18 protein-coding genes and 1 pseudogene are annotated in these 23,398 nt (G+C 38.5%); 3 read left to right on the plus strand and 16 right to left on the minus strand.

Going from position 1 to position 23,398, the window contains the following annotated elements; translation table 11 throughout:
• Positions 1 to 460: 460 nt before the first annotated feature.
• The 3 genes from AB3H90_RS10585 to AB3H90_RS10595 form a co-directional block, all read right to left on the minus strand.
• On the minus strand, positions 461 to 673 hold the full coding sequence (locus tag AB3H90_RS10585; protein WP_010720912.1) for a hypothetical protein: 213 nt from the start codon (positions 671 to 673) through the stop codon (positions 461 to 463).
• Between the two features lie 246 nt (positions 674 to 919).
• Positions 920 to 1,261 carry a YlbF family regulator gene (locus AB3H90_RS10590; RefSeq protein WP_368016696.1) on the minus strand — a complete coding sequence of 114 codons (342 nt, stop codon included), beginning with the start codon at positions 1,259 to 1,261 and terminating at the stop codon, positions 920 to 922.
• Between the two features lie 65 nt (positions 1,262 to 1,326).
• Positions 1,327 to 3,498 carry a PBP1A family penicillin-binding protein gene (locus tag AB3H90_RS10595; protein ID WP_368016697.1) on the minus strand — a complete coding sequence of 724 codons (2,172 nt, stop codon included), beginning with the start codon at positions 3,496 to 3,498 and terminating at the stop codon, positions 1,327 to 1,329.
• A gap of 207 nt (positions 3,499 to 3,705) precedes the next feature.
• Between AB3H90_RS10595 and AB3H90_RS10600 the strand changes: the two genes are divergently transcribed.
• Positions 3,706 to 4,560: an RluA family pseudouridine synthase gene (locus AB3H90_RS10600; RefSeq protein ID WP_126343110.1), complete on the plus strand. Its 855-nt coding sequence runs from the start codon at positions 3,706 to 3,708 to the stop codon at positions 4,558 to 4,560.
• A 102-nt stretch (positions 4,561 to 4,662) separates the two neighbouring features.
• Here AB3H90_RS10600 and AB3H90_RS10605 read toward each other — a convergent pair.
• The 3 genes and pseudogenes from AB3H90_RS10605 to AB3H90_RS10615 all read right to left on the minus strand — a co-directional run bounded on the left by AB3H90_RS10605 (position 4,663) and on the right by AB3H90_RS10615 (position 9,520).
• Positions 4,663 to 5,523: pseudogene (locus AB3H90_RS10605) on the minus strand (ROK family protein).
• Positions 5,524 to 5,526: 3 nt separating this feature from the next.
• Positions 5,527 to 8,208, minus strand: coding sequence for an alpha-mannosidase (locus AB3H90_RS10610; RefSeq protein WP_010737059.1), 2,682 nt, complete (start codon positions 8,206 to 8,208; stop codon positions 5,527 to 5,529).
• A 10-nt stretch (positions 8,209 to 8,218) separates the two neighbouring features.
• Entirely contained in the window at positions 8,219 to 9,520 is a 1,302-nt protein-coding gene (locus tag AB3H90_RS10615) for a glycoside hydrolase family 125 protein (protein ID WP_368016698.1), read from the minus strand.
• 154 nt (positions 9,521 to 9,674) lie between these two features.
• Here AB3H90_RS10615 and AB3H90_RS10620 point away from each other — a divergent pair, with 154 nt between their 5' ends.
• Positions 9,675 to 10,721, plus strand: a complete 1,047-nt coding sequence (locus tag AB3H90_RS10620) for a GntR family transcriptional regulator (RefSeq protein WP_368016699.1) — start codon at positions 9,675 to 9,677, stop codon at positions 10,719 to 10,721.
• A 1-nt stretch (position 10,722) separates the two neighbouring features.
• On the plus strand, positions 10,723 to 12,873 hold the full coding sequence (locus AB3H90_RS10625; RefSeq protein WP_368016700.1) for a GH92 family glycosyl hydrolase: 2,151 nt from the start codon (positions 10,723 to 10,725) through the stop codon (positions 12,871 to 12,873).
• A 105-nt stretch (positions 12,874 to 12,978) separates the two neighbouring features.
• Here the strand turns inward: AB3H90_RS10625 and AB3H90_RS10630 are convergent, their stop codons facing one another.
• From AB3H90_RS10630 to AB3H90_RS10675, 10 genes are all read right to left on the minus strand, one after another.
• Positions 12,979 to 13,302, minus strand: coding sequence for a hypothetical protein (locus tag AB3H90_RS10630; RefSeq protein WP_010737055.1), 324 nt, complete (start codon positions 13,300 to 13,302; stop codon positions 12,979 to 12,981).
• A gap of 13 nt (positions 13,303 to 13,315) precedes the next feature.
• Positions 13,316 to 14,233, minus strand: coding sequence for a hypothetical protein (locus AB3H90_RS10635; protein WP_010737054.1), 918 nt, complete (start codon positions 14,231 to 14,233; stop codon positions 13,316 to 13,318).
• A 262-nt stretch (positions 14,234 to 14,495) separates the two neighbouring features.
• A complete protein-coding gene (locus tag AB3H90_RS10640; protein ID WP_368016701.1) occupies positions 14,496 to 15,530 on the minus strand; it encodes a PTS sugar transporter subunit IIC in 1,035 nt (344 codons plus the stop codon).
• Between the two features lie 31 nt (positions 15,531 to 15,561).
• Positions 15,562 to 16,500 carry a 2-dehydropantoate 2-reductase gene (locus tag AB3H90_RS10645; RefSeq protein WP_010720928.1) on the minus strand — a complete coding sequence of 313 codons (939 nt, stop codon included), beginning with the start codon at positions 16,498 to 16,500 and terminating at the stop codon, positions 15,562 to 15,564.
• A 337-nt stretch (positions 16,501 to 16,837) separates the two neighbouring features.
• Complete coding sequence (locus tag AB3H90_RS10650) at positions 16,838 to 18,736, minus strand: transcription antiterminator (RefSeq protein WP_368016702.1); 1,899 nt, start codon at positions 18,734 to 18,736, stop codon at positions 16,838 to 16,840.
• 114 nt (positions 18,737 to 18,850) lie between these two features.
• A complete protein-coding gene (locus AB3H90_RS10655; RefSeq protein ID WP_034700425.1) occupies positions 18,851 to 20,296 on the minus strand; it encodes a glycoside hydrolase family 1 protein in 1,446 nt (481 codons plus the stop codon).
• A 10-nt stretch (positions 20,297 to 20,306) separates the two neighbouring features.
• Positions 20,307 to 20,654 (minus strand): PTS lactose/cellobiose transporter subunit IIA, encoded by a 348-nt coding sequence (locus AB3H90_RS10660; protein WP_010720932.1) that lies wholly within the window; start codon positions 20,652 to 20,654, stop codon positions 20,307 to 20,309.
• Between the two features lie 14 nt (positions 20,655 to 20,668).
• Positions 20,669 to 21,952, minus strand: a complete 1,284-nt coding sequence (locus AB3H90_RS10665; RefSeq protein WP_368016752.1) for a PTS sugar transporter subunit IIC — start codon at positions 21,950 to 21,952, stop codon at positions 20,669 to 20,671.
• Positions 21,953 to 21,958: 6 nt separating this feature from the next.
• Positions 21,959 to 22,276: a PTS sugar transporter subunit IIB gene (locus tag AB3H90_RS10670; protein ID WP_196763502.1), complete on the minus strand. Its 318-nt coding sequence runs from the start codon at positions 22,274 to 22,276 to the stop codon at positions 21,959 to 21,961.
• A gap of 360 nt (positions 22,277 to 22,636) precedes the next feature.
• Positions 22,637 to 23,380 (minus strand): hypothetical protein, encoded by a 744-nt coding sequence (locus AB3H90_RS10675; protein WP_368016703.1) that lies wholly within the window; start codon positions 23,378 to 23,380, stop codon positions 22,637 to 22,639.
• Positions 23,381 to 23,398: the final 18 nt, after the last annotated feature.

The following is a 23,398-nucleotide window of genomic DNA, read 5'->3' on the forward strand; positions in this document are numbered from 1 at the left end:
TAACTTTTATATCATATCAGAGCGACGTTTGTTTGTCAACTCTTTTTTTAAAGTTTTTTTAACTTCGTTTTTCAGAAGTGTTTCAGCAACTCATTTATCATAACTCGTCGTTTGTTATTTGTCAACAACTTTTTAAAGTTTTTTTCGATGAAATCAAGCTTCGTAAGCTATTGATTTTTTACGACTTAGTTATCTTATCACCTTAAAAAGTAAATGTCAATGAATTTTTCTAAATAAATTTCACGATCTTTTTCTCTTTTTCAGCAACGTCAATTACTTTACCATTAAAAAAAAGAATGGTCAAGCTAAAAATTAATTTTAGCAGTACCTTACTTTATTTCTCTCTATTGGTCTAACCTACTTTAGTTGCCTATCTTCTTATTTAGACTCATCGGTACTTCAGACGATTACTGCAATGACTAACTATTTTCATGCTCAAACATCAAATATCTCTCATATCTTACTTTCGATACCGCACACCTTTATAAATAGCTAATGGCAAGATCACAAAAAGAAACAAGAGAAGAATATCGATCAGATATTGGTCGCTAAAAACATTTGTTAATGGCTGATTTGTAGTTAAAGAATAAAATGCGGGTAGCAAAATAATCGTGAAAAGATACGAGCCACTGATTTCCCAAAAATCTTTCCAAGAAAATTTTTTGTGTTTCATCGCTCCACCTCCTTGCTTTATATGAGAGAAATTCACTACTTGAATAGACATTTCTACGCTTCTATAATAGACAAAATCAGCTATTATAGCTAGGTTAACAATAATTATTTATTAAACAATGAAAAATAAGCTAATTTTCTATGAGTTATCCCCGTCTGATTTCTTCATACTAAAAAAGCAACGCAAAACAATTTTGTTTTACGTTGCTTTTGCTTGTTCTGGCTAAATTATTTTCTACAACGTTAATTATTCGCTGTATAAATCTCTAACTGGTGTCATGATGATGCGATTCAAGTCATTGATGATCGTGCTGAATTGTTGTTCTTTTTGCATCAAATCATTGATCACTTCTTCTGTTTGAATTTTCATTGCCATTTCTTGCGCTTTCATTGCATCTTCATCGCTAAATTCTTGCCCGCTCATTTGTTTTTCTTGCAATTCGATTTGCATCGCTTGGAAATCTTTGAATAGACGATGTGCTTCTTCATTTGCTTTAACTTTTGCATAGGCTTCTTCTAAAGCTTTGAATTCTTGCAATTCGCGAATCTCGCGTTCGATTTGATTTGCGCTATCATAAATATTTGACATAGTTAGCCTCTTTTCTATAGATCGTTTAGTTTTATTGTACCATTTGTTTATCGTTTTTCATAGGATTACTGTCCTTGATATTTCCGCCAGAGATCTTTCGCAGCTTCACCTAAACCTCTTACGCCTTCTTTTACCATATCACCGATATTTTTCAGCCCATCTTTAGCTTGTTCCCCGTATTTATTCAGATTTTCTTTCCATTGTTCTGAGTTCTCATTGGTTTGCGTATTATTATTGACTTGATCAGCAGGGACTACTTTTCCGCCAGTAGCATATGCATCTGCTACAGGGAAAGGCTCTTGCTCGGTATAAGGAAGAATGCCTTCTGCGGCCGATTTGAAGACTTTACCAACCACATTCCCACTTGTTCCTGCTAAATAATGCAATTCACTAGATTCTTCATATCCCATCCAAGTTGAAATCACGACATTAGGCGTATAGCCAACAATCCATTGGTCGTTAGCTTTGGTAGGATCAAAATTGGTTTCAGTCGTTCCTGTTTTCCCTGCGACTGTGTAACCAGCCGGTTTAGCTGCAACGGCTGTCCCATTAGAAAAAGTCCCAAGCAGCATTGAAGTCATTTGATTAGCCGTTTCTTCTGAAATGACTTGTTTAGGTTTTTCATTGGTCTTATCAACAATTACTGCACCCGTTGAATCCACGATTTTAGTAATCAGATGTGGTTTGTACATTTTACCAGCGTTAGCAAATGCACTGTAAGCTCCAGCCATCGTTAACGGCGAAACTCCCTTAGCTAAACCACCTAATGCTAAACCATAATACTTATCTGATTTCGATAGAGGCAATCCAAATTCTTCTGCTTTATCATAACCTTTTTGAAGACCGATTTCATGAAGCAACCATACAGCAGGAAGATTCAAACTTTCAGCAACTGCCTGATACATCGGTACTTCACCACGGTACGTTCCGTCGTAATTATGAGCTTTATAATAAGATAATGGTTCATCTTTCAAAATACTTGCTGGGGTGTATCCCGCTTCTAACGCTGGTGCATACACACTCAAAGGTTTGATCGTTGAGCCAGGAGAACGTTTCATTTGTGTTGCAAAACTGAATCCCCGGAAAACATGTTCCCCACGTCGCCCTACCAGCGCCTCAACACCACCAGTTTTAGGATCTAATGCGACTGATGCGGATTGAACCATTGCCCCATCCGCAGCATTTGCCGGAAATAGTGCATTGTTTTGATACGTTGTTTCTAATTGTTTTTGATAATTTTGATCAAGTGATGTATAGATTTTGTATCCTTTGTTCATCACATCTTCTTCATCTAAACCATAATCATTGACTGCTTCATCAATCACGGCATCAAAGTAATAAGGATAGCGATAGCCTGATTCCGAATTATCATACGTATCTTTCACGTATTGTTTGATATCCACTTTGCTTTCCGTTTGGTATTGTTGTTTCGTGATCTTGCCGTTTTCTTCCATGACACTCAATACGGTGTTTTTTCGATTGTTTGCATTTTCTAGATGATCGATCGGATTATAGATACCCGGACCTTTAAGCATCCCAGCTAACGTTGCCGCTTCTGCTAAATTAACCTGATTAGCATCTACCCCAAAGTATTTCCTTGAAGCATCTTGTACGCCCCATACCCCATTTCCAAAATAAGCATTGTTGAGATACATGGTCAAAATCTCTTCTTTGCTGTATTTCTTTTCAATTTCAATGGCTAAAAATAATTCTTTTGCTTTACGGTCAAAAGTTTGATCAAGTGTCAAATAAGCATTTTTAGCTAATTGTTGGGTAATTGTACTCCCACCTCCACCAGAAGTGCCACCTGAAAGGACCATCCGAACTGCTGCCCGAGCGATCCCTTTGATATCAAATCCATGATGCTGATAAAAATTGCGATCTTCGGTTGAGATAACCGCATTTTGGATATCTGGAGAGATTGCATTCAATTCCACATAAGTCCCTTTTTGAGCATAAAGGGTGCCTGCTTCTTCATTCTTTTTATCATAGATAACGGTAGACTGACTTAGCCCCGATTTTAATGTGGAGACATTTGCCTGTTTTGCTAAAATAAAAAGATAGATACTGACGATCAATACACAGATCAAGCCAATCAATAGGATCAGTTTATTGATATGATACTTTTTCCATATACGTTTTCGCCATCGATGGAATCGCCCTAAATAAGGTTTAATCCAATGCCAAAAACTGATCAAAGCAGCTTTTATTTTACTTAAAATGCTTTGAAAATCCATTTATTCTTCTCCTGTCTATTTGATTGAATCGCCTTATTCTACCACAGGTACGTTCTTCATTCTTCCTGCTTGAGATGTAGGCAAACTGTTTTTTTAAGTTTTGACGATAGTTTAGCATAAGAAGTATCAGAAATTAGTCACTTTTTTCTTAAATAAGTTTTAAAAATGGTACAATAGAGCTGCATTTTTGCTAAAAGGAGTATTTTTATGGAAATCACGATCACGTTACCTGACACTCAGCCAACAACCACCATTCGAGAATTATTAGAACAAGAATGGCTCGTTCCAAGAAAAGTCCGCCACTTTTTACGTATAAGAAAAAATGTGTGGATCAATCAAGAACCTGCCTTATTTCATTTTGAAGTCCACGCTGGTGACCATATTACGTTACGTTTTGAAGAAACCGATTATCAATACCAAGAAGTCCAATTGGGTAAAGCTTCCTTCGTCCAACCATTATATGAAGACGATCATTTACTCATTGTCAATAAACCCGCCGGCATGAAAACTCATCCGAATGAACCAACCGAAAATGATACTTTATTGAATCACTTAGCTGCGTATTTAAAGAAAAAAGAGCAACGTCCTTATGTCGTGCATCGATTGGACAAAGAAACAAGTGGTGCAATTTTATTTGCTAAAAATCCCTTTGTTTTACCTATCCTAGGCAGAATGTTGGAACAAAAGAAGATTTATCGACGATACCAAGCACTTGTCTGGGGAACAATCAAAGAGGATTTGATTTTGAAAGACAAAATCGGTCGTGATCGTCACGATCGCAGAAAACGGGTGGTAGATCCTTATAAAGGTCAAACGGCTCTCACACATGTTTCCGTTGATCAAGTAGTGAATGGTCAGACTCAGGTTTACTGTGTCTTGGAAACCGGACGTACCCATCAAATCAGGGTCCATCTCTCTCACATTGGTCATCCCATTGTCGGTGATCCACTTTACCAAACACGGCCTGCGAACCGTCTCATGCTCCATGCGTTAGAATTACACATGTCTCATCCTTTCACGCAAGAAACCATTGTAGCAAAAGCCCTCCCTGGTTTATGGTAAAGACACTATTGTAAGGAGCAATCCACTACTGATCACAATCAAAAAACGGCTAGGGACACACCTCTAGCCGTTTTTTATTACTATATATAGAATATATACACCTTATTGTTTACCATGTTCTTTTTCTGCTAAAAGCAAGCTGCCAATAATTCCACTCTCATTCGGCAGACCCCAGCGTACAATGTATTCATCTACTTGTGGCGTTTCCATGTACCCACCCATTAACTCAACGAATTGTTGTCGAATTTTATGCAACAAATGGTCTTGGTTCATCACTCCGCCACCTAAAATGATTTTTTCAGGAGCTAACGTCAACGTATAATTGATCAATGCTTGAGCAATATAATAGGCTTGGATGTCCCATATTGGATGATCTTGAGGAAGTTCTTGGCCTTTGATTCCAGTTCGTGCCTCAATTGAAGGTCCAGCCGCTAATCCCTCCAAACAATCTTTGTGGTAAGGACATGTTCCTTCATAGGTATCCTCTGGATGACGTTTTACCCAGATATGCCCCATTTCTGGGTGGGCAAGTCCAGAAAAGATATCTCCTTCAAGGACCACACCGGCACCGATCCCTGTACCGACAGTCAAATAAATACAACTCTTTTTCCCTTGTGCGGCTCCTTTTAGCAATTCGCCGTAAGCTGCTGCATTCACATCTGTCGTCCAAGCCATCGGAATCCCGTAACGTTCTTGGATGCTGCCTAAAAAATTGTAGTTTCCCCATCCAGGTTTAGGTGTTGCTAAAACATACCCATAATTATCGGCATTTTTATCAATACCGATCGGACCAAACGAACCGATCCCTAACGCCTCTAGTTCATATTGATCAAAAAAATCAAATACTTACTTTAGTGTTTCTTCAGGTGTAGTTGTAGGAATACTTACTCTTTCTACGATAACGCCTTCATTTGAAACGGCACAGATGAATTTTGTTCCCCCTGCTTCTATTCCACCATACATTGCTTATTCCTCCTCGAATCCGATTGTCCGAATTTCATAAGGTCTAACGGTCGGAGCAATCGTTTGCTCAACTGTTTCTTCTAGCAGATTCAATAATTCCCCTTGTTTCCCATTTTTAGTGATTTGTAATGGTGAATCAAGACCGGACAGATTAAACCCACGCACCACTACTTTATCACTAAATTTACTTCGTTTCAAAGCAGTAATTGCAAACGTTTCCCCTTCGCAAGTTAAATAGCTGTTTTCAGCTGGCAAGGTTCCTGTTTGAATCGCCATTTGCGTGGTAGAAAAAGGAATCTGTGCGCTATAAGCATGATGGTAACTAGCAAATTTTTCTTCTGGCTGATGCACTTCGATACTGTAGTTAAAGCAATGTACCCCATGACATTGGGCTTCTGGTGTTGGAAAATATCCCCAATCTCCTAATTCCCCTACACAACGTAGTAAAGTCACCGCAATCACACTGTCATCGATTACTTCATATTCATTTAATCCATAATTGCCAACTGTTACTCCATAATCGTTTCCTTCTAAATGAACGAACGCTTGTTGATGCTGTGGATTTGTTGGATTTTCCCAACTACTTGATACATCATTGGGACGGGTAACCACTTCAAAAATACTATCAGCTTGATGTTGTTTCACATGTAACTTTGTTGGGAACAACACACGTAAGCGATGATCATCCATTTGATTATTCACTTTTGTTTCAAAGTCGATTTTTTTGCTATCTTTTCTTAAAGTGATAACAGTTGTTACTTCTAACACACGCTTTTCTTTTGAACGACCTGCTTTACGGTGACGAAACTCAATGACCATCTGTTGTTCTTTTGCTAAACGTTCATCAGCAGCTACTGGGATCAATAATTCCTGGGTAACTTTTACTTGTGCTAATTCACTCGTATCAGTTACGACTTCTACGGTACTTTGATCAATTTCCTTTGATAAAATAGGTTGGTCATTTTCAGGCTGTTTGAAGATATATTCATTTCCAATATCCCCAACATCTTCGAATGTCAATAATTCATCTAGTTGTTTGCCCGTTGATTTGTCTTTCAACGTCAAGGTGCCATTCGATTTGATCTCTAGCCGAACTTGTTGATTTTCTAATACTCGTCCATCGTTTTGGATCATCGTCTCTTTTTCTTCTTTAGCTTTTCCTTCTATTAATACATACGTGTTCCAAGAAAAAGCTGGCATTTCGCTCACTGGTAAAGTGACCGTGATTTTTCTCGCCATGTAAGGAATCCTAAACCGATCTTTTGGCAGATCATAATCAAACGTCACAAATGTTTCTGATAGTGATGCAGGGACTTCTTCACCATTGGATGTTTCTACATGATAGCTTTTTGGTGGTTGCTTTTCTAATTCTTCATATAATTTCTCAGGTATTCCTTCTGCAAAACATTTTCTTTCTAACTCAATCGTTATTTCTGCTTCACCAGTCTTTGCTGATCCAGCCGTGTTCATAACTAAGAAAGGATAGCTTTTTGCTGGTAAGCTGCTAGTGTCGATCGCTTGGGCAAGTTGTTTGATCGCTTCTTCTGCTAAATACTTCCCTACTTCATCTGCTTTTTCAAAACGTGTCATCATTTCTCGATGGACAGAATCAACCGAACACCCGCAAATACTGTCATGTGGATGATTTTGCATCAACGTTTTCCACGCATAATCTAATTGATCATGGGGGTATTTACCAGTAACTTCATAAGCCATCGTTGCTAATGGCTCAGCAATATTTTCAATTTGTCTTTGAACTTTAGTATTCCATTGTTTTAAATAGACACGTGCTGAAGCAGTATTCGCTAACGTATACCAGCCATCTGTTTCCTGACTGGTCAACTCTCCCTCAACGGAACCAAGTTCTTCTGGCAAGTCCTTTTGCACCGCTGCAAGATAATCGACAAAATTGGAATGGATAAATTCATACTCTGGATATAATTCATTCGCTAATTTGATTGCTGCTGTTACATCCTTTTGAACCGGTTGATGATCCACTCCATTCATCATCAACAGATGATCGGTTGATGCGTATTGCTCTGCATCTGCCAGTTTTTGGTCCCAAAAGGCTCTTGCTTTCTCTTTTTCAGCCGGGATCTCATTTCCATTACTGTACCAATTGGCAAACAGTAACCCAAAGATTTCTGTGCTATCTGGTCCTTTCCACCACATTTCAGAATATTGAGAAGAATAATTTTCTGCTTCCAAGACTTGATTATCAAAGCCAATTGGTTTTACGCCTCGTCCAAAAGCAGCAGCTGAAAGTCCTGCTTGTTTCATCATTTGTGGTGTTTGCCCCATATTTCCAAAAGTATCCGGGAAATAACCGAGCATCACAGGCGTTCCCCACTTCTTACTTTCTTCCATTCCAATCAACATATTACGGACATTCGCTTCTGAACTGATCAAGAAATCATCTTGTAAAATATAAAAAGGACCGATCCTTAATTTCCCCGCATCAATTGCTCGTTGCACCGCTTCTTTCTTTTCTGGACGTACTTGTAAATAATCATCTAAAATAATCGTTTGTCCATCTAAATGGAAACTATTGAAATCTGGATCGGTTTCAAATAATTCCAAAAGATCATCCATCAATTCGACTAAACGCATATGATGCTGTTCATAAGCCATGTACCATTCACGATCCCAATGACTGTGTGAAATGATATATACTTTCTTTTTCATTTTATTCCTCCTATTTCGCTACTCGAATATCAAAGTAATCCATCACTAATTCACAAAACATCATGTTCGCCCAAGAGAACCATTCTCTGGTGTAGTTGTTTGGATCATCGACATCAAACCCCTCGTGCATCAAATGTGTACCAGCATCTGTCGCAACTAATAAGTCTAAAATCCGCTTTTTCTCTTCTTTATCTTCAGTGGTCATCCCTTCCATCGCTAATGCAATCGGCCAGATGTAATTTTCTGGAGTGTGAGATGATCCGATCCCTTTTGCATATTTCCCTTCATAGAAGTAAGGGTTCTCTTTACTTAGTAACGTTTTTCTCGTTGCCAAATATTGTTCATCTGTGGTAGAACAGTAACCTAAATACGGAGCAGCAATCAAATTAGGTACATTACTGTCATCCATAATAGAAGCGTTTCCTAATCCATCAACTTCATAAGCATAGATGGTTTCTCCTTGTTGGTTTTTAGTCAACGCATAGTCTTCGATTCCTTTTTGGATATCTTCTTTTAAACGTTTGGCTTCTTCAAGGATTGCTTTACTACTTGTTTCTTCCGTGAGAATGTTCGTAAAGATTTCTTCAATATAACCCAGCACTACTACAGCAAACATATTTGAAGGAACGAGGTAGCCATATTGACACGCATCATCGCTTGGACGAAAACCAGACCAAGTCATTCCAGTTGGTGCAACTGTACTTCCACGCCCGTCGTTGACTAAGGTATCTTCTTTCCTCGTCGTATCTCTTTCGAAAGTATAAGGAGATTGATTGTGATCTTGTTCGGTTTTGAAGACATGTAAGGCTTTTTTGATTCCTTCAACAAACGAATCATTCAATTGGTCCGTTCGACCAGTGTTCTTATATAATAAGTAAGCTAATTGGATAGGATAACATAAGGAATCGATTTCATATTTACGCTCCCAGATCCAATCATTCATTTCAGTATGGTCACTTTGATGCCCCGCTCCATTTGCTTCTTCATTGAATGCGTTTGCGTATGGATCGATGTTGATATATTCAAATTGTTTTTTGACAAGCCCACTAATCATCGAAGCTAAGTCTTCATCTTCTTTTGCAATGACTAAATATGGACGGACTTGAGCGGTGGAGTCACGCAACCACATCGCTGGAATATCACCAGTTAATAAGAAAGTCGTCCCGTCTTCATGTCTTTTGACTGTCGTTAACAATGTATTAGCAAAGGCAGCAGAGAAATTCGTTGCCCAATCTGCATGCTCTCCCCCACATTTTGCAGTAATTTCATCCATAAACTGTTGAACTGACTTTGGTATATCTTTATATGCCATTTATTTTCCTCTTTTCTTTATTGATATATCATAAGAGGATTATACCTCGTCGCTTCGCAATTGTCTACGCTTTCAAAATGAGATTTTTCTTATTTACTTTTAGTGGTTTTATGCTATGATCTTTATATGATATATCTTATAAGAAGGTGCTTTTATGAATCAACCACTATACCAACAAATCTTTCATGACTTACAACAAGCAATTGCTGATGGCTCGTTACCTGTTGACAGCCAGGTACCTACCGAAAAGGAATTGTCCGCCAAGTATCAAGTGAGTCGAATCACTTCTAAACGTGCATTAACTGAATTAGAACAATTAGGTCTGATTTATCGTGTCAGAGGAAAAGGCAGTTTTGTCAAAGCAACGACTAGTGATCTTAATAGAAACGATGTGATTAAAAATAGTCGCATCCTGTTCCTACTTCCCTTTTTATCTGACCTTTCTGTCGGAGATTTTACAAAAGGACTAAATCCAGTGATGCAAGAAAATCAGTTAGAAGTCATGATGACGACTGTTGATTTTCTTGCAAACAAAACGGCGAAGGAAATCATGCAAGAATTTGACGGAATGATTTATTATGCGTTTGCGACCGATCAACATCTGGATCTGCTCTTTGAATTATCATTGAAACAATTCCCAGTTGTTGTTTTAGATAAAAAAATCTATGAACTTCCTTTTCCAACTGTCCTTTCAGATAATTTCCAAGGTGGTTCTTTGGCTACGGCTCATTTGATTTCAAAAGGGCATAAAAAGATTGCCTATCTTTTTGGTGAACAGGCGCATCCACAATCTGTCCGACAACGATACTTGGGTTACCTGGAAGCTTTGGACAAAGCCAATTTGCCGTTTCATACAACTTTAGATGCAAAAGGCACTACGATTGAAACGTTACTGACCTACATCAATGAACATCAGGTCACTGCGTTTGTCTGCGAAAACGATCTGGTAGCTATTCAAACGATGAATCATTTAAAACAACAAGGCTATCGTATCCCAGATGATTTTTCGATCGTTGGATTCGATGATATCCAAGCAGCCGCTTTAGTTGATCCACCATTAACAACGATTGCTCAAGATTTCCACCAACTAGGAGAACTTGCAGGAAATGCTTTGATCACTTGGCTCAAAACAAATGACATTCCCGAAGATACGAGCCAACCAGTCTCATTTATTAAACGACACTCAACAAAGGAGATTTAACATGAACATTCAACAGATTGATACTCGTCACGGTACAGCCAATCAAGCGAACTTCTCAAATGGGAACTGCCAGCCTTATACTGGTGTTCCTTTTGGGATGAATTACTTTTCCCCACAGACAACTGATCAAAAAGGTAGCTGGTGGTTCCATCCTGACGATCATACCTTCCAAGGCTACCGTTTGACTCATCAGCCAAGTCCATGGATGGGTGACTTCAGCTATTTTGTCTTCACTCCGATCAATGGGTTATTACCTGAAAATACCCTGTTCCATGCACAAAGTTCGTATCGTCCAGAAGAAAGCACATTCTGTCCGACTCATTTAACAATCAACCAATTACGTGATAGTATTCGCTCCACGTTGATCCCTAGCATGTACGGTGGTGTCCTAACCATTGATTACCACAAAAATGAGAGCGGTTTACTTTTGTCGTTTCCTGGTAAACATCAATTAGTTCTAAAAGATCCCTATACGATTGAAGGACAAGTCACTCATTTTTCAGGCGCCGAAGATCCTGATTTTACGTTCTATTTTGTCTTACATTTTGAACAGCCAATCCAATCAAAGGAATTGTCACAGTTAGCAGCCGATGACGCTGGGTCGGTTCCGATTTATTTTGGCGACGTAAAAAAACAAGTCATTCGTTTCGGTACTTCCTTCATCAGTTCTGAACAAGCTTCATTTAATCTAGAACAAGAGTTACATCAAACGCCTGATGACTATTTGCTGAATAGTTCACAACAATGGCAAAACTATTTTGACCGAATCAAAGTCGAGCATCATGATCCGCAACAGTTACGGACGTTTTACCACAATCTCTACCGTGTATTTTTATTCCCACAAACGTTCTATGAAATCGACTCGACCGGACAAAAAATCCATTATGATACCACTAGTCGAAGTGTAAAACCAGGTGTACTTTATACCAATAATGGTTTTTGGGATACTTATAAAACAGTGTATCCACTTTACTCTTTGATTGCTGTCGAAAAATATGAAGAGATGCTTGAAGGCTTTTTGAACAGCTATCGTGAAACTGGCTTTTTACCAAAATGGCTTTCGCCAGATGAGCGTGGACTCATGCCAGGAACATTGATTGATGCAGTGATCGCTGATGCCTCGGTTAAAGGAATCCGTAAAGATTTAATGGCTGAATTTCTCGAAGCAATGAAAAAAGGTGCTACGATCCAAAGTGAAAAACAAAATTACGGACGTCAAGGAACGACTGATTATCTAAAATATGGTTATGTACCAAATACTTACCACGAATCAATCAACCACACCCTTGATTACGCTTATAGTGACTTTTGTATCAGCCAAGTAGCCACCGATTTGAATGAAGCAGCAACCGCACAACACTATCAAAAGCAATCTTTCAATTATCAAAATGTCTTTGATCCGGAAACCGGCTTCATGCGTTCCAAAGATCCCGAAGGAAGATTCCGTACTCCGTTTTCTTCCACACGTTGGGGTCAGGATTATGCAGAAGGTAGCGCTTGGCAAAGTAGTTTTGCTGTTTACCATGATTTTGCTGGTTTGATCAATGCTCACGGTGGACCAGATCAATTTGAAGAAAAACTGATTGAATTATGTAACCAAGCACCGACTTTTGAAGTTGGCGGTTATGGTTTTGAGATCCATGAAATGAGCGAAATGGCAGCGATCGAGTTTGGACAAGTTGCCATCTCCAATCAACCAAGCTTCCACTATCCTTATTTATTTAGTTATATTGGTAAACCCGAAATGGCTCAACCATTGATTAAACAATTGCTGACACAAACATTCGATGATACCCCGACCGGTTATCCAGGAGATGAAGACAATGGGAGCATGGCAGGTTGGTATATCTTTAATAGTTTAGGCTTTTATCCTGTCACGCCAGGAACAGGTGAATATGTCATCGGGATGCCTTTAGTCGACAAAGCTGTGCTTACGTTGTCTAATGGTGAACATTTAACAATCGAAGCGAGCCCTAATCACCCACAACAACAATTCATCCATGAGATCACAAGAAACGAAACTAGCTATCGTAAACTCTTCTTTACACATGAAGACTTGTTGACTGGTGGCACGATTGCTTATCAGTTGGGGATTGTTCCTAATCCTACAAAACACGACGCTGAAGACTTCCCTTTTTCTTTGACCAAATAAACAAGCTGACTTATTTGGTTGTTCTATAAGACAAAACACCTTCTTTGAATTTCTTAGTCTCAAAGAAGGTGTTTTGATAGATTTAGAATGAATTTTTCGATAAGATTATTTTTTATTTTTTTTCTTTTGACTATTTCCTTTTTTTACTAGTTGTTCAGTAACTTTGGCTAGCGTATCAGTGACCTCTGTTTTGACTTTAGTACCTGTTTCTTTCATGCTTGTATTTATTTTTATTGATGACTTCAATTGTTTTATTTTCAAAGAAGAGAACTTGTTGCCGATTACTTCTGTCTTTTCATTCGTAAATTCTACTGTCTTTTTTAACGCTCGTTTACTCACGTTCGTTATCCTATTTTTTTCTTTTTTACAATATGCACATAGTTTTTTAGGTTCAGATATTTCTCGTCCACAATTTGTACATTTATACATTGCTTTCCCCCCATTAGTCCGTTACATATCCACTTAAAATATACTCAGGATCCGCTTCGATCATATCAGAGATAGTATGAATCAACGTATGAATATCATCAATTGCTTCTGTTATTGGATTGGTTGATTTTTGAAAATACTCATCTAATTTTAACGCCATTTCTCTAGTCAAAATGCTTTCCAAATCTTTTTTATGGAGATTTAAGCTATAGTTCAAAGCAACATATTCATCTAAATCTGAAAGGCAATTTACTTGGATATTAAAACTCTCATTTATAAATAAAATATTTTGCAAAATATCATTTGCTGACTTTTCTTTATCACCAAATTTCATACGGTTTTTTCGGTAACTGATTACCTTTCCTTCTAACTGTTTTAACAATTGATATTTCACAGTAGTGATATCATTTAGCACATTAACTAATAACTGTTTTTTTATTTGAGGATCTTTTATTAACACTGATTGTTCATATTTCTCTTTAGCAGAAACTACACCTGCATAACGATCATTTTCAAAATTTTTGATTACTTCGTCTATTTTCAAATTAAGATCATCTAATTTGTCTTCGATTTTTTTAAGTTCTAACATGACTCCTACTACTATTGCTGCAGGACCCAAAGCTGAACAAACGCTTGTTCCATTTTTTAATGTCAAATTTTTAACAAATTCGCCACTTTTTTTATCAGCAATCTGTGCATATACTCCATCTTTCCCAGAGACAAAACGATACGTTCCATTTTTTAGTCCCTTTAATATTTCCGGTGGAATATCTAATACGTATTCTCCTTTATTTATAATTTCCATGACGGTACCACTCGTCACTATTGCCCCATTTAAATGTTTAACAATCTTTTCTGAAAAATGTAATTCCTTCACTTTTTCTACCAATTGGTTTTTTGGAACTCTGATACCCGCTTGCATTATCTCCATATTACGCCCCTCCATTATATTCAAAAACATTATACCGCTTAATGAAAAATAAATACTATCAATATTACTAAATAATGCTACTAAGAAGCAAAAAAATACCTACACTGATCTATATCCACAAAAAATTTCGTTTTTTATATTAAAAAAGCCTGAACTTTTAATCTCCTTCGAAAAAAGGAATTAAAAATTCAAGCTTTTTTTATTTGACATGATTTGTCTCACTATCAAAGGAGCAGGCTCAGCCAAAAAATCAGCCGTTTCACTAGCCTAAGAATTCAAACACATCTGCTCGATCATATAGTTTCAATACTTTCTCACATAAAAACTGAGTGAACAATGCTGCCGCAACTGGGACGACTAACCAGCTCAAAACAACAAGAGCCGGATTTAGACCTGCATCTAAAGAAGCTAAAGGACCAACTAAGCCAACGATCCCAAAACCAGCCGAGGCAGGGGTTCCTGAAATAGACAACAAAGCAACTGGAATAGCTGTAATCACTGCACTGATCAGACAAGGAACGAGAATAACCGGTCTGCGAAACAGATTAGGCATCATCATCTTCATCGCTCCTAACGTAATGGCGATCGTCACTCCTGATTTATTGACTTTCCACGAGTTCACGATCAAAACGAAAGTCGTTGCTGCGACACCCATTGCTGCCGCTCCTGCTGAAACACCATCTAGTTGGATCGCCACTCCGATTGCTACGGTGGAAATCGGTGAAATGATCAAGAAGGCAAAAGAACAGCCAATCAAGATCGACATCAGTAAAGGTTGTAGTGTCGTGAAATTATTGATAACCGTTCCGATAGCTGAGGTAATATCTGTCACATAAGGATAGAGATAAAACCCGATCACTCCTGCGCCGACACCAACAACGATCGGAGTCAACACAATCGCTACCGAACCAAATCGTTCACCAATCAGATAAATCAGCCCAACTGCGATAGAAGCAGTGATCATCGTATTGATGATATCGCCTGTGCCAGCACCAACATACACACCTGTTTCACCAAGCTCAGGAGTAAACTTCACCACCCCTGACCCGACAAATGCGGCACCAGCCACCACCATCATCTTCATCGGTGCAAAACCAAATTGCAAAGCAATTAATCCACCGATAATCAACGGTGTCGCTAATTGGAAGATGACCGCCATTTGAGCAACAGCCATCGCAAAAGAAGAACCACTAAAGTATCTTAAAATCGCCCCTAATACTGCGTTAGGAATCAATCCGATGATAATCCCCGTTGCTGTACCAGCTAGTACTTTGTTCAGAAAAATCTTTGGTGACATGCTTTGTGTCTATTCCATCAATTATCCCCCTTTATTTTACCTGCAAGCTATCTTCTTTCGCATGGATCAATTCTGTTAAGAAGTCACAATAAGGTGTTGCAATACCATATTTCTTCCCTTTTCTTGAAACCGCACCGTTGATGTAGTCGATTTCCGTCAAGCGGTGATTCTTGATCAAATCTTGATACATGGATGGATAATGTAATCCGATCGTTTCTGGATCGAAACAAGATTCACAATGAGCGATCACTTCTGGGATATCTAAGTGGATATTTTCAGCTTCTGCCACTGCCGCAAATTCACGAACAATCGTTTCCACCATCTTATGCGCAGTCGAAGTTTGACCTAACCCTGCCATGTTCACATCCAAAATCGTGCATAATCCATTCATCGTGCCATTCACACAAGCTTTACGGTAAATGGAATAATGGATGTTATCAGAGAATTTCGCATGTAAGCCTGATTCTGATAATTTTTCAGCTAGTGCTTTCGCTTGTTCTTCTTTGCCTTCTCCAAGATTTTGCAGCTCAATTGAACCACTTCCAAACAGTTTGACTTTTCCAGGTCCTTCTAAGCCCGCCGTCCACATGGTGTTACCAATATAAATGTTTGCCATTGGAACAAATTTTTCAATGATATCTTCATGTCCGATACCATTCAATAAGCATAATACTTCCGTTTCTTCTTTGATCAATGGACGGATATCTGTTAGCATTTTTTCTAATTGCATCGCTTTAGTAAATAAGATGATCAAATCTACCTGATCTTCTTCGCCTACTTCTGATTGAAGAACGACTGGTAACTTCTCAACTACTTCTTCGCCATTGAAATCTGCTTTTAACCCATGCTCTTTGATTTGTTGAACATGATCTGCCCAACCGTCGATCAATAGTACTTCGTTTCCACCTTGATGTAACATCAGACCGAAACGACTTCCCATCGCTCCAGCTCCTGCAATTGCAATTTTCATGTTTTATTCCTCCCTTTTGCCTTACATTATACCTATCTAAGATTTATTACACAATTTTATTCTATAGGTTGCCCTTCTTTTTCCACCACTTTACGTGAAATCAGCTTGCCTAAGAGAAAAACGGGCAATCCTAAACTTCTCCGTTCAATTGGAAGTTAGCAGAAAGATGTTTTAAATTACTTCCTTCCATCACTGCAAGCACAAAAAAACAAAGTAACCAAAAATCACTAGAAAGCTTTCGGCTACTTTGACAATAATCGATTAGCAGTGATCCCTAAGACAAAAGCGAGCTTTCCTATCATGCAAGAATAAAACCAACGCCCTCAACATTCACGGATCATTCTTCCGTTTCGACCAACATTTTCATTTTTAAGATGAATTCTGTAAAATTTTCTGCACCCGCTAACAATCGCACATTGATCGGATCAGAAACGATTTCGATAAACATTTCAAAAAAATCATTAAATTCTTTGGCTTCATCTTGTGAAATCGCAACTAAAGCCACGATCTGAACAGGATATTCGTCCCATTTGAGAGTTTCTTGCAAGGTCATAATCGAAAGGGCACTTTTTTTCGCCTGTTGTTCCAACGAGTGGGGTACTGCGATACCTGATGGGAAACTGGTCGATGACATCGCTTCTCGTTTTTCCATCCTCTGGGAAAATTCTTCCTCCACATACCCTGTCACTAACAATCGATCAAACAATTTTTCCCGAATCATTTTAGGTGTCTGATCGGTCGGGTCAAATTGATTAAAATAGAGATCTTCAATAATAAACCGATCAATCAAATGAAACATCTGTTTTCGCCAATTACTTTTTCGCTTGGCAGTCACCCGTTTTTGGATCTTTGCAAAATCTTTGCGCGTCAAAATAGGATGGACATATACTGCGCCATTGATTTCAGTCACTCTGTCACGGTCAGAAGAGACATACACGTCATTTTCTTGTACGCTTACCTCATGATGATCAACCGCCACGATCTCCACATCTTCCCCTAGCATACTACGAATATTTTGAACGTTTGTTTCTTCAAAATCATGGTAATTGTTGTGATCAACTAGCACTCGCAACTTTGGTCTTTTTTCTTTTTTGCTTTCTAAGTAAGCCCCGATGTGTAAAGCGATAAAAGAAATCTCATCCTCATTAAACCAAATCGCTAATTTTTCCTGTACCAACATCGACAAGTAAACCGCAATGTCATACGTTAACGGATAGGCTGTTTTAATATCTAAAAGGCTGCTATTCCGGGTGAACCGTTCATATTGAGAGCGATCATAAAGATTTTGCAGATGGATAGCTAATTTATTGAAAAAAGCTTCATCTTGTAAATCAATCAAATAGGTTTCTTTGACTTTCTCTAAAACTTCATTTAGTGTTTCGATCACTCGAGCTTCAACAATTTTGGACAAGGCTAGCTCTTTGCGATTCGTAAGATATTCATTTTGTAATCCAATAAAAAGTAAAGATAACTGCTTGACTTCAGCATCAGAAAAATGAATGTGATAAGTATTTGAAAGAAGTTCAGTAATCTCCACACACAATTGAAATTCCGTTGCATCATTTCTTAATGGAAAGTCCTTCACGCTTTTCAGATCATTTCCTTGGCGAATCCGTTCAATACTAATCGCAAAATGAAGCACAATATTGTTCATCGAATAACGATTGATTTTGATTTTATGTGAAGCCAAGACATCATGGATGGTTCGCTCTAGATCAATAAGCGAAAGCGTACCAATCATATCTTGGACATGGTACTTTAGTTTTTCCTGGTAATCGCCTTCCTCATACAGTAATGAAATCATGTAACGCCTTTTATCACTTTCTGATCCTTCTAAATAAATTTGATTGGCTTTGATCGTTAATTTCAATTGTTTGTTTTGAATCTCGTTACGTAAAAGCTGGATGTCATTTTTTAACGTTGACTCAGAGAAAAACATCGTGTCTGCCAAATCATAGAGATCAATGCCATGATTGCTTTTTAACAACGTCAAAAACAACTGTGATTGCCGGTCATTCGTTGTTTGGATCACTTGCTTATCCTGGGTAGGTTGTTTGATCCGATACCCTTGATTACTAGAAATAATTTGTTGCTCTGTCTCATTGATCTTTGTGATTTGATTACGAATGGTTCGAGTCGTACAGTTACAAAATGTTGCTAGTTCCGTCGCAGTGACCCAATGCTGCTGTCGTTTTGCAAGATATGCGATAATCTCTCTTTGCCTTTTCGTTGCCACTTTCTATCTCCCCCACACATGTGTTGCTATCCATTGATTTGCCACACTATCTCAAAAAAAGGTGGATACGAAGATCCATGTCTCGCATCACACCTATTCTTTAAACTGGCGACTTTACAAATTTTCTCCATTCGATTCAATCACATTTTTGTACCAGTAAAAACTATCTTTTTTAATTCGATCACCACTACCTTTTCCTTCATTATCCAGATCCACATAGATAAATCCATAACGTTTTTCCATTTGAGCAGATGAACAGCTGATAATGTCAATCGGCCCCCATGCACAATAAGCAATCACATTGACTCCATCATACATCGCACGTTTCATTTCTTCAATGTGACTAGCCAGATAATCGATCCGATAATCATCATGAATCTTGCCGTTTTCCAACTGGTCATACATTCCAAAGCCATTTTCTGCAATAATAATCGCTTTACCATAACGATCCCAATATTGCGACAGTGAATGATACAACCCTTTAGGATCCACTGCCCACCCCCATGGATTAGCTTTCAAGTTCGGGTTAGGTGTCACCGATGCAGGGTTCAAATCGTTTTTCTTGGAGTCGACCATTTGCGAATAATAATAAGAAATAGCCAGATAATCCATCGTATTCGCTTGTAAAATGGCTTTGTCTTCTTCAGTGATCTCGAGGTGGATATTATTTTCAGCAAAATAATTCAACGCATACTGAGGATATTCCCCTCGAAATTGCACATCTGTATAGAAATACTCCATCCGATTACGACGTAAAGCCAAGATGATATCATCTGGATCGCAAGAAAATGGATAGGCGGTGCAATCTGCAACCATCGTTCCAATTTGCATTTCAGGGTTGAGCTTTTTCCCATATTCATAGATTTTAGCACTGGCAACGAACTGATTATGGATCGCTTGATAACTAGCTTCTTCGTAATGATCCACCGTATCATAAGGTATAGCAGTTGAATTGAATGGTTCAAATTGGATCAAGTTGATCTGATTGATGACGATCCAGTACTTCACTTTATCTTTGTAACGATCTAAAATTGTTTTTCCATATTTTACAAATAGATCGATCACTTTCCGATTATGCCAACCACCGTAGTTTAAAGTAATGTCTACTGGTGTTTCATAATGAAGCATCGTAATAATCGGCTCCATCCCTAACTCATGGATTTTATCAATCAATGCATCATAATAAGCCAAACCCGCTTCATTCGGTTCCGTTTCATCGCCCGTAGGAAAAATCCTCGACCAATCAATCGACGTCCGAAACGTTTTAAAGCCCATCTCTGCTAATAGCGCTAAATCTTCAGGATAGGTATGATAAAAATCGATCCCATGGCGTTTAGGATAATAGCCTTGTTCATCTGTCATATTCGCCTTCAACTGAGCCAAAGACATTCCTTTATGCTGCTCTTCCGCAATTTCTGCATTTGTTTTATCCGCATGGAAAACATGTAAATCAGCGAGACTGATGCCCTTACCATCAACTTGATACGCCCCTTCTGCTTGGTTGGCAGCAATCGCCCCTCCCCAAAGAAAATCTTTTGGCATTTTGTATTCTTTAAACATGGAATACCTCCTATTTAGTTAATTTTTTTGAAAAGTTCCGAAACAACCGCACCATATGTTCACCAATCAATATCTCACTTTGTGCTGTCATCAACGTATCTTGCGCATGACAGAACAACGTAGAATAGCGGATCTGCTCTCCTGAAGCTTCCATTTGTAACGTATCTGTTTGCAAGCCGTGAGCAATCACCACTTCTTTATGTGCCGATTGAATCAATTCTTCTGCTTCATCGAACGCCATTTCCTCCAGTGCATTCAGACCTTTTACCAGTAATTCACGAGCATTACCTGCATGGATCAAAATATTCATCGATAATTCGTTTAGGCTATCTGTTTCTTCCACAAACTGTTGTGACATACTACTACCTCCAATTATTGAACCGTTGAAGCTTGCATTGCTTTTGCTTGCGCCGCTTCTTGTTCTTCAGCAATTTTTTCTTGTTTTAATAATGAACTATCATATGCTTTAAAAAATGGTAAGAAGATAAACCATGTAATAACAAAGATCAACAGACAGACGATGACCGCACGGAAATCTTGAGTGGCTAAATAAGATGTAAATGGATATGGCATGTACCACAACAAGAATGATTGACTAGGAATATTCACGAAGCCCATATTCATCACCACATAAGAAATCGTTGGTACGATCAGTGCATTGATCCACATAGGAATCATCAAATAAGGATTAAAAGCAATCGGTGCCCCAAAAACCAACGGTTCATTAATATTAAAGATCGAAGGGATAAAGACCGCTTTACCAATCGCTTTTAATTGTGCTGATTTACTTAGCAGCAACATCATCACAGACAAGGCCAAGGTAGTCCCCACACCACCCATTGATGAAAAAGCATAACAAGTTTCTTGAGTAGCAATGTTCATTGCTTGTCCACCATTTGCAACAGCCTCAGCATTAGCAGCTAATCCAGCCATATATACAGGATAGATAGCCGGCATCATCACCCAACCTGAAATACCGAACGTATATAAAAAGACTGGGATAAAAACGGATAAGACAAAACCTGGGTAAGATTGCACGATTTTTGCCAATGGACTGAATGCCCAAACGACCACTTCAAAGAAGTCAACATTCATTTGTACCGTGATAAACCAACCAACGATCAAGATAAACGTAATCGGCAATAAACTATTAAACCACCCCACCACGAAATCAGGGATCGGTGTATCTTCATCGAAAAATGATCTTTTAGCAGCAAAATTCATCACACAGGCAACAAAAAGACCAGAAATAATCGCAAGAAACATGCCTGTAGCGCCAAACCGAGAAAGAATAAACGTAGCATTTCCTTCAGCAGATACTGTGGGAAATAGTAACATCATGAATAACACTAATCCGGTAGCACCTGAAATCAGCTTTTGACCGCTGTTTCCCTTTTTTTCCATGAGATAATAAGGAATCAAAAAAGAAACAATCAAACCAAACATCCCAAAAGAAAAATTACTAATCATTGAAAAATCAGGTAAACCTGCAAAAAGATTTTTTAGCAGAGAAACCACTGTGACTAATGAGCCAACAAAAACTAATGGCAAAGCCGCCATGATCGAATCTTGGATCGCCGAGACCCAAGGATTCTTGACAATTTTATTTACTTTTGGCGCAAATTTGTTCGTCATGAAGTCCATAATTTTATTCATCATTCGTTAGCCCTCCATACTTAAAATCAGATCTAGTGCCTTATCTCCATTTAAAGTGCCATAGGTTGCTTGTGGAATGACTGCTACTTTCACGTTCTTTCCTTCAATTTGTGCTTTGAGATCTGCCAACATATAAGACAAATGCGGACCAATCAACAGATAATTGATCTCATTGATCCGTTCATCCAATTGCGACTCACTAGCCGCTTTCACAGTTACCTCTTCCCCTCTTTTTTTCGCTGCTTTTCGAATAGCAGCCGCCATAAATCCACTAGAAGCACCAGAACCACAAATCAACAAAATATTTTTTGCCATCTTTACCATCTCCCCTTTTTTTCTTACACGTTTAGTGTAGCTACCAAGGTATGCGCTTTCAAACTTACTTTTTTCCTAGGTAGCGGAAATTAATTAACGTGAGGTTCTCTTTTAGCTATTATAGGGTATACTCCTCTTAGTTACTCCACCAGTTCTGTTGAAAAACGAATCCTGATAGTTAGGCTCATATCATCAGCTGGCTAACATTCCTGTGAATATCCCCGTACTTCACTAAAAAAGAAAAACATTCCCACAAAAAAAGAGAGCCGACCAGATTCATTCTGATCACGGCTCCCCCTCTATGCCATTTTTTGATTTATGCTTTGTTACCAACAACCTTGGTTTCAACCAATCATTCCTACCGTTACCTTAACCCAATGAAATCGGTTGAATATAATCTACCTGCCATTTTTGTTCTTTGTCTGAATAATTGAAATACCAGATCTGAGAAAAATATTGTCGCTGATGCTTGTACCCTGATAAGAGCAGGTTATTTTTTCGATCAATCGTATAATCATAGCAACTAAAATCAATTCGGATCGAGAAACTGTCTTCCTCTATTTGACGATAGTTCCCCAACTGTTGCAGGACGATTTTTTTAGTATGATTTTTAATACCCTCTTCTTGGTTCTTTTGTAAGACCTGTTGATGCTCCAAAAATAATTTTTTCGTATAATAGCGCGAGGCTTTTTCCATTTTTTCATGTTCCCAAGCGTTTTGAATCGCAAAGAAGCTGGTTTCGATCTCTGAAAGCAATCTTTTCTTCGCTTTCTTTTTCCCAGGCATACGAGAAAATAGCTCTCTGGTCACACTGTGCTGTTCTTTCTTCCTTTTAAATAAAGCAAACGCCGCAAAACTACCAACAGACGCCCCCATTAATACATAGTCCTCTACGTCACCGTATGAACTCGATCGATAATACCCTCGTGATCTTCCGATAATTGGTCGATCGTCATAAAAATGATGTCCGACCGAGCTACCACTAAAACTTCCGCCAGATCCACCGCTTCTCGTTGAGCCACCACCATGTCCACCTGCTACTGCAAAACCCTGTACTGGCAAAGCAAATAAAAAGAACAGACACAACAAACAAGCCAAATAATGTTTCTTCATGTTCCCCCACCCCATTCA

This window comes from Enterococcus sp. C63, assembly GCF_040887215.1.
Lineage (GTDB): Bacteria > Bacillota > Bacilli > Lactobacillales > Enterococcaceae > Enterococcus_B > Enterococcus_B hirae.

Coding starts and splice junctions, on each gene's coding strand:
- AB3H90_RS10595 (WP_368016697.1), bottom strand. CDS start 3,498: ATGGATTTTCAAAGCATTTTAAGTAAAATAAAAGCTGCTTTGATCAGT.
- AB3H90_RS10670 (WP_196763502.1), bottom strand. CDS start 22,276: ATGGTAAAGATGGCAAAAAATATTTTGTTGATTTGTGGTTCTGGTGCT.
- AB3H90_RS10610 (WP_010737059.1), bottom strand. CDS start 8,208: ATGAAAAAGAAAGTATATATCATTTCACACAGTCATTGGGATCGTGAA.
- AB3H90_RS10655 (WP_034700425.1), bottom strand. CDS start 20,296: ATGTTTAAAGAATACAAAATGCCAAAAGATTTTCTTTGGGGAGGGGCG.
- AB3H90_RS10615 (WP_368016698.1), bottom strand. CDS start 9,520: ATGGCATATAAAGATATACCAAAGTCAGTTCAACAGTTTATGGATGAA.
- AB3H90_RS10590 (WP_368016696.1), bottom strand. CDS start 1,261: ATGTCAAATATTTATGATAGCGCAAATCAAATCGAACGCGAGATTCGC.
- AB3H90_RS10630 (WP_010737055.1), bottom strand. CDS start 13,302: ATGTATAAATGTACAAATTGTGGACGAGAAATATCTGAACCTAAAAAA.
- AB3H90_RS10640 (WP_368016701.1), bottom strand. CDS start 15,530: ATGTCACCAAAGATTTTTCTGAACAAAGTACTAGCTGGTACAGCAACG.
- AB3H90_RS10625 (WP_368016700.1), top strand. CDS start 10,723: ATGAACATTCAACAGATTGATACTCGTCACGGTACAGCCAATCAAGCG.
- AB3H90_RS10645 (WP_010720928.1), bottom strand. CDS start 16,500: ATGAAAATTGCAATTGCAGGAGCTGGAGCGATGGGAAGTCGTTTCGGT.
- AB3H90_RS10635 (WP_010737054.1), bottom strand. CDS start 14,233: ATGGAGATAATGCAAGCGGGTATCAGAGTTCCAAAAAACCAATTGGTA.
- AB3H90_RS10675 (WP_368016703.1), bottom strand. CDS start 23,380: ATGAAGAAACATTATTTGGCTTGTTTGTTGTGTCTGTTCTTTTTATTT.
- AB3H90_RS10620 (WP_368016699.1), top strand. CDS start 9,675: ATGAATCAACCACTATACCAACAAATCTTTCATGACTTACAACAAGCA.
- AB3H90_RS10600 (WP_126343110.1), top strand. CDS start 3,706: ATGGAAATCACGATCACGTTACCTGACACTCAGCCAACAACCACCATT.
- AB3H90_RS10585 (WP_010720912.1), bottom strand. CDS start 673: ATGAAACACAAAAAATTTTCTTGGAAAGATTTTTGGGAAATCAGTGGC.
- AB3H90_RS10660 (WP_010720932.1), bottom strand. CDS start 20,654: ATGTCACAACAGTTTGTGGAAGAAACAGATAGCCTAAACGAATTATCG.
- AB3H90_RS10665 (WP_368016752.1), bottom strand. CDS start 21,952: ATGAATAAAATTATGGACTTCATGACGAACAAATTTGCGCCAAAAGTA.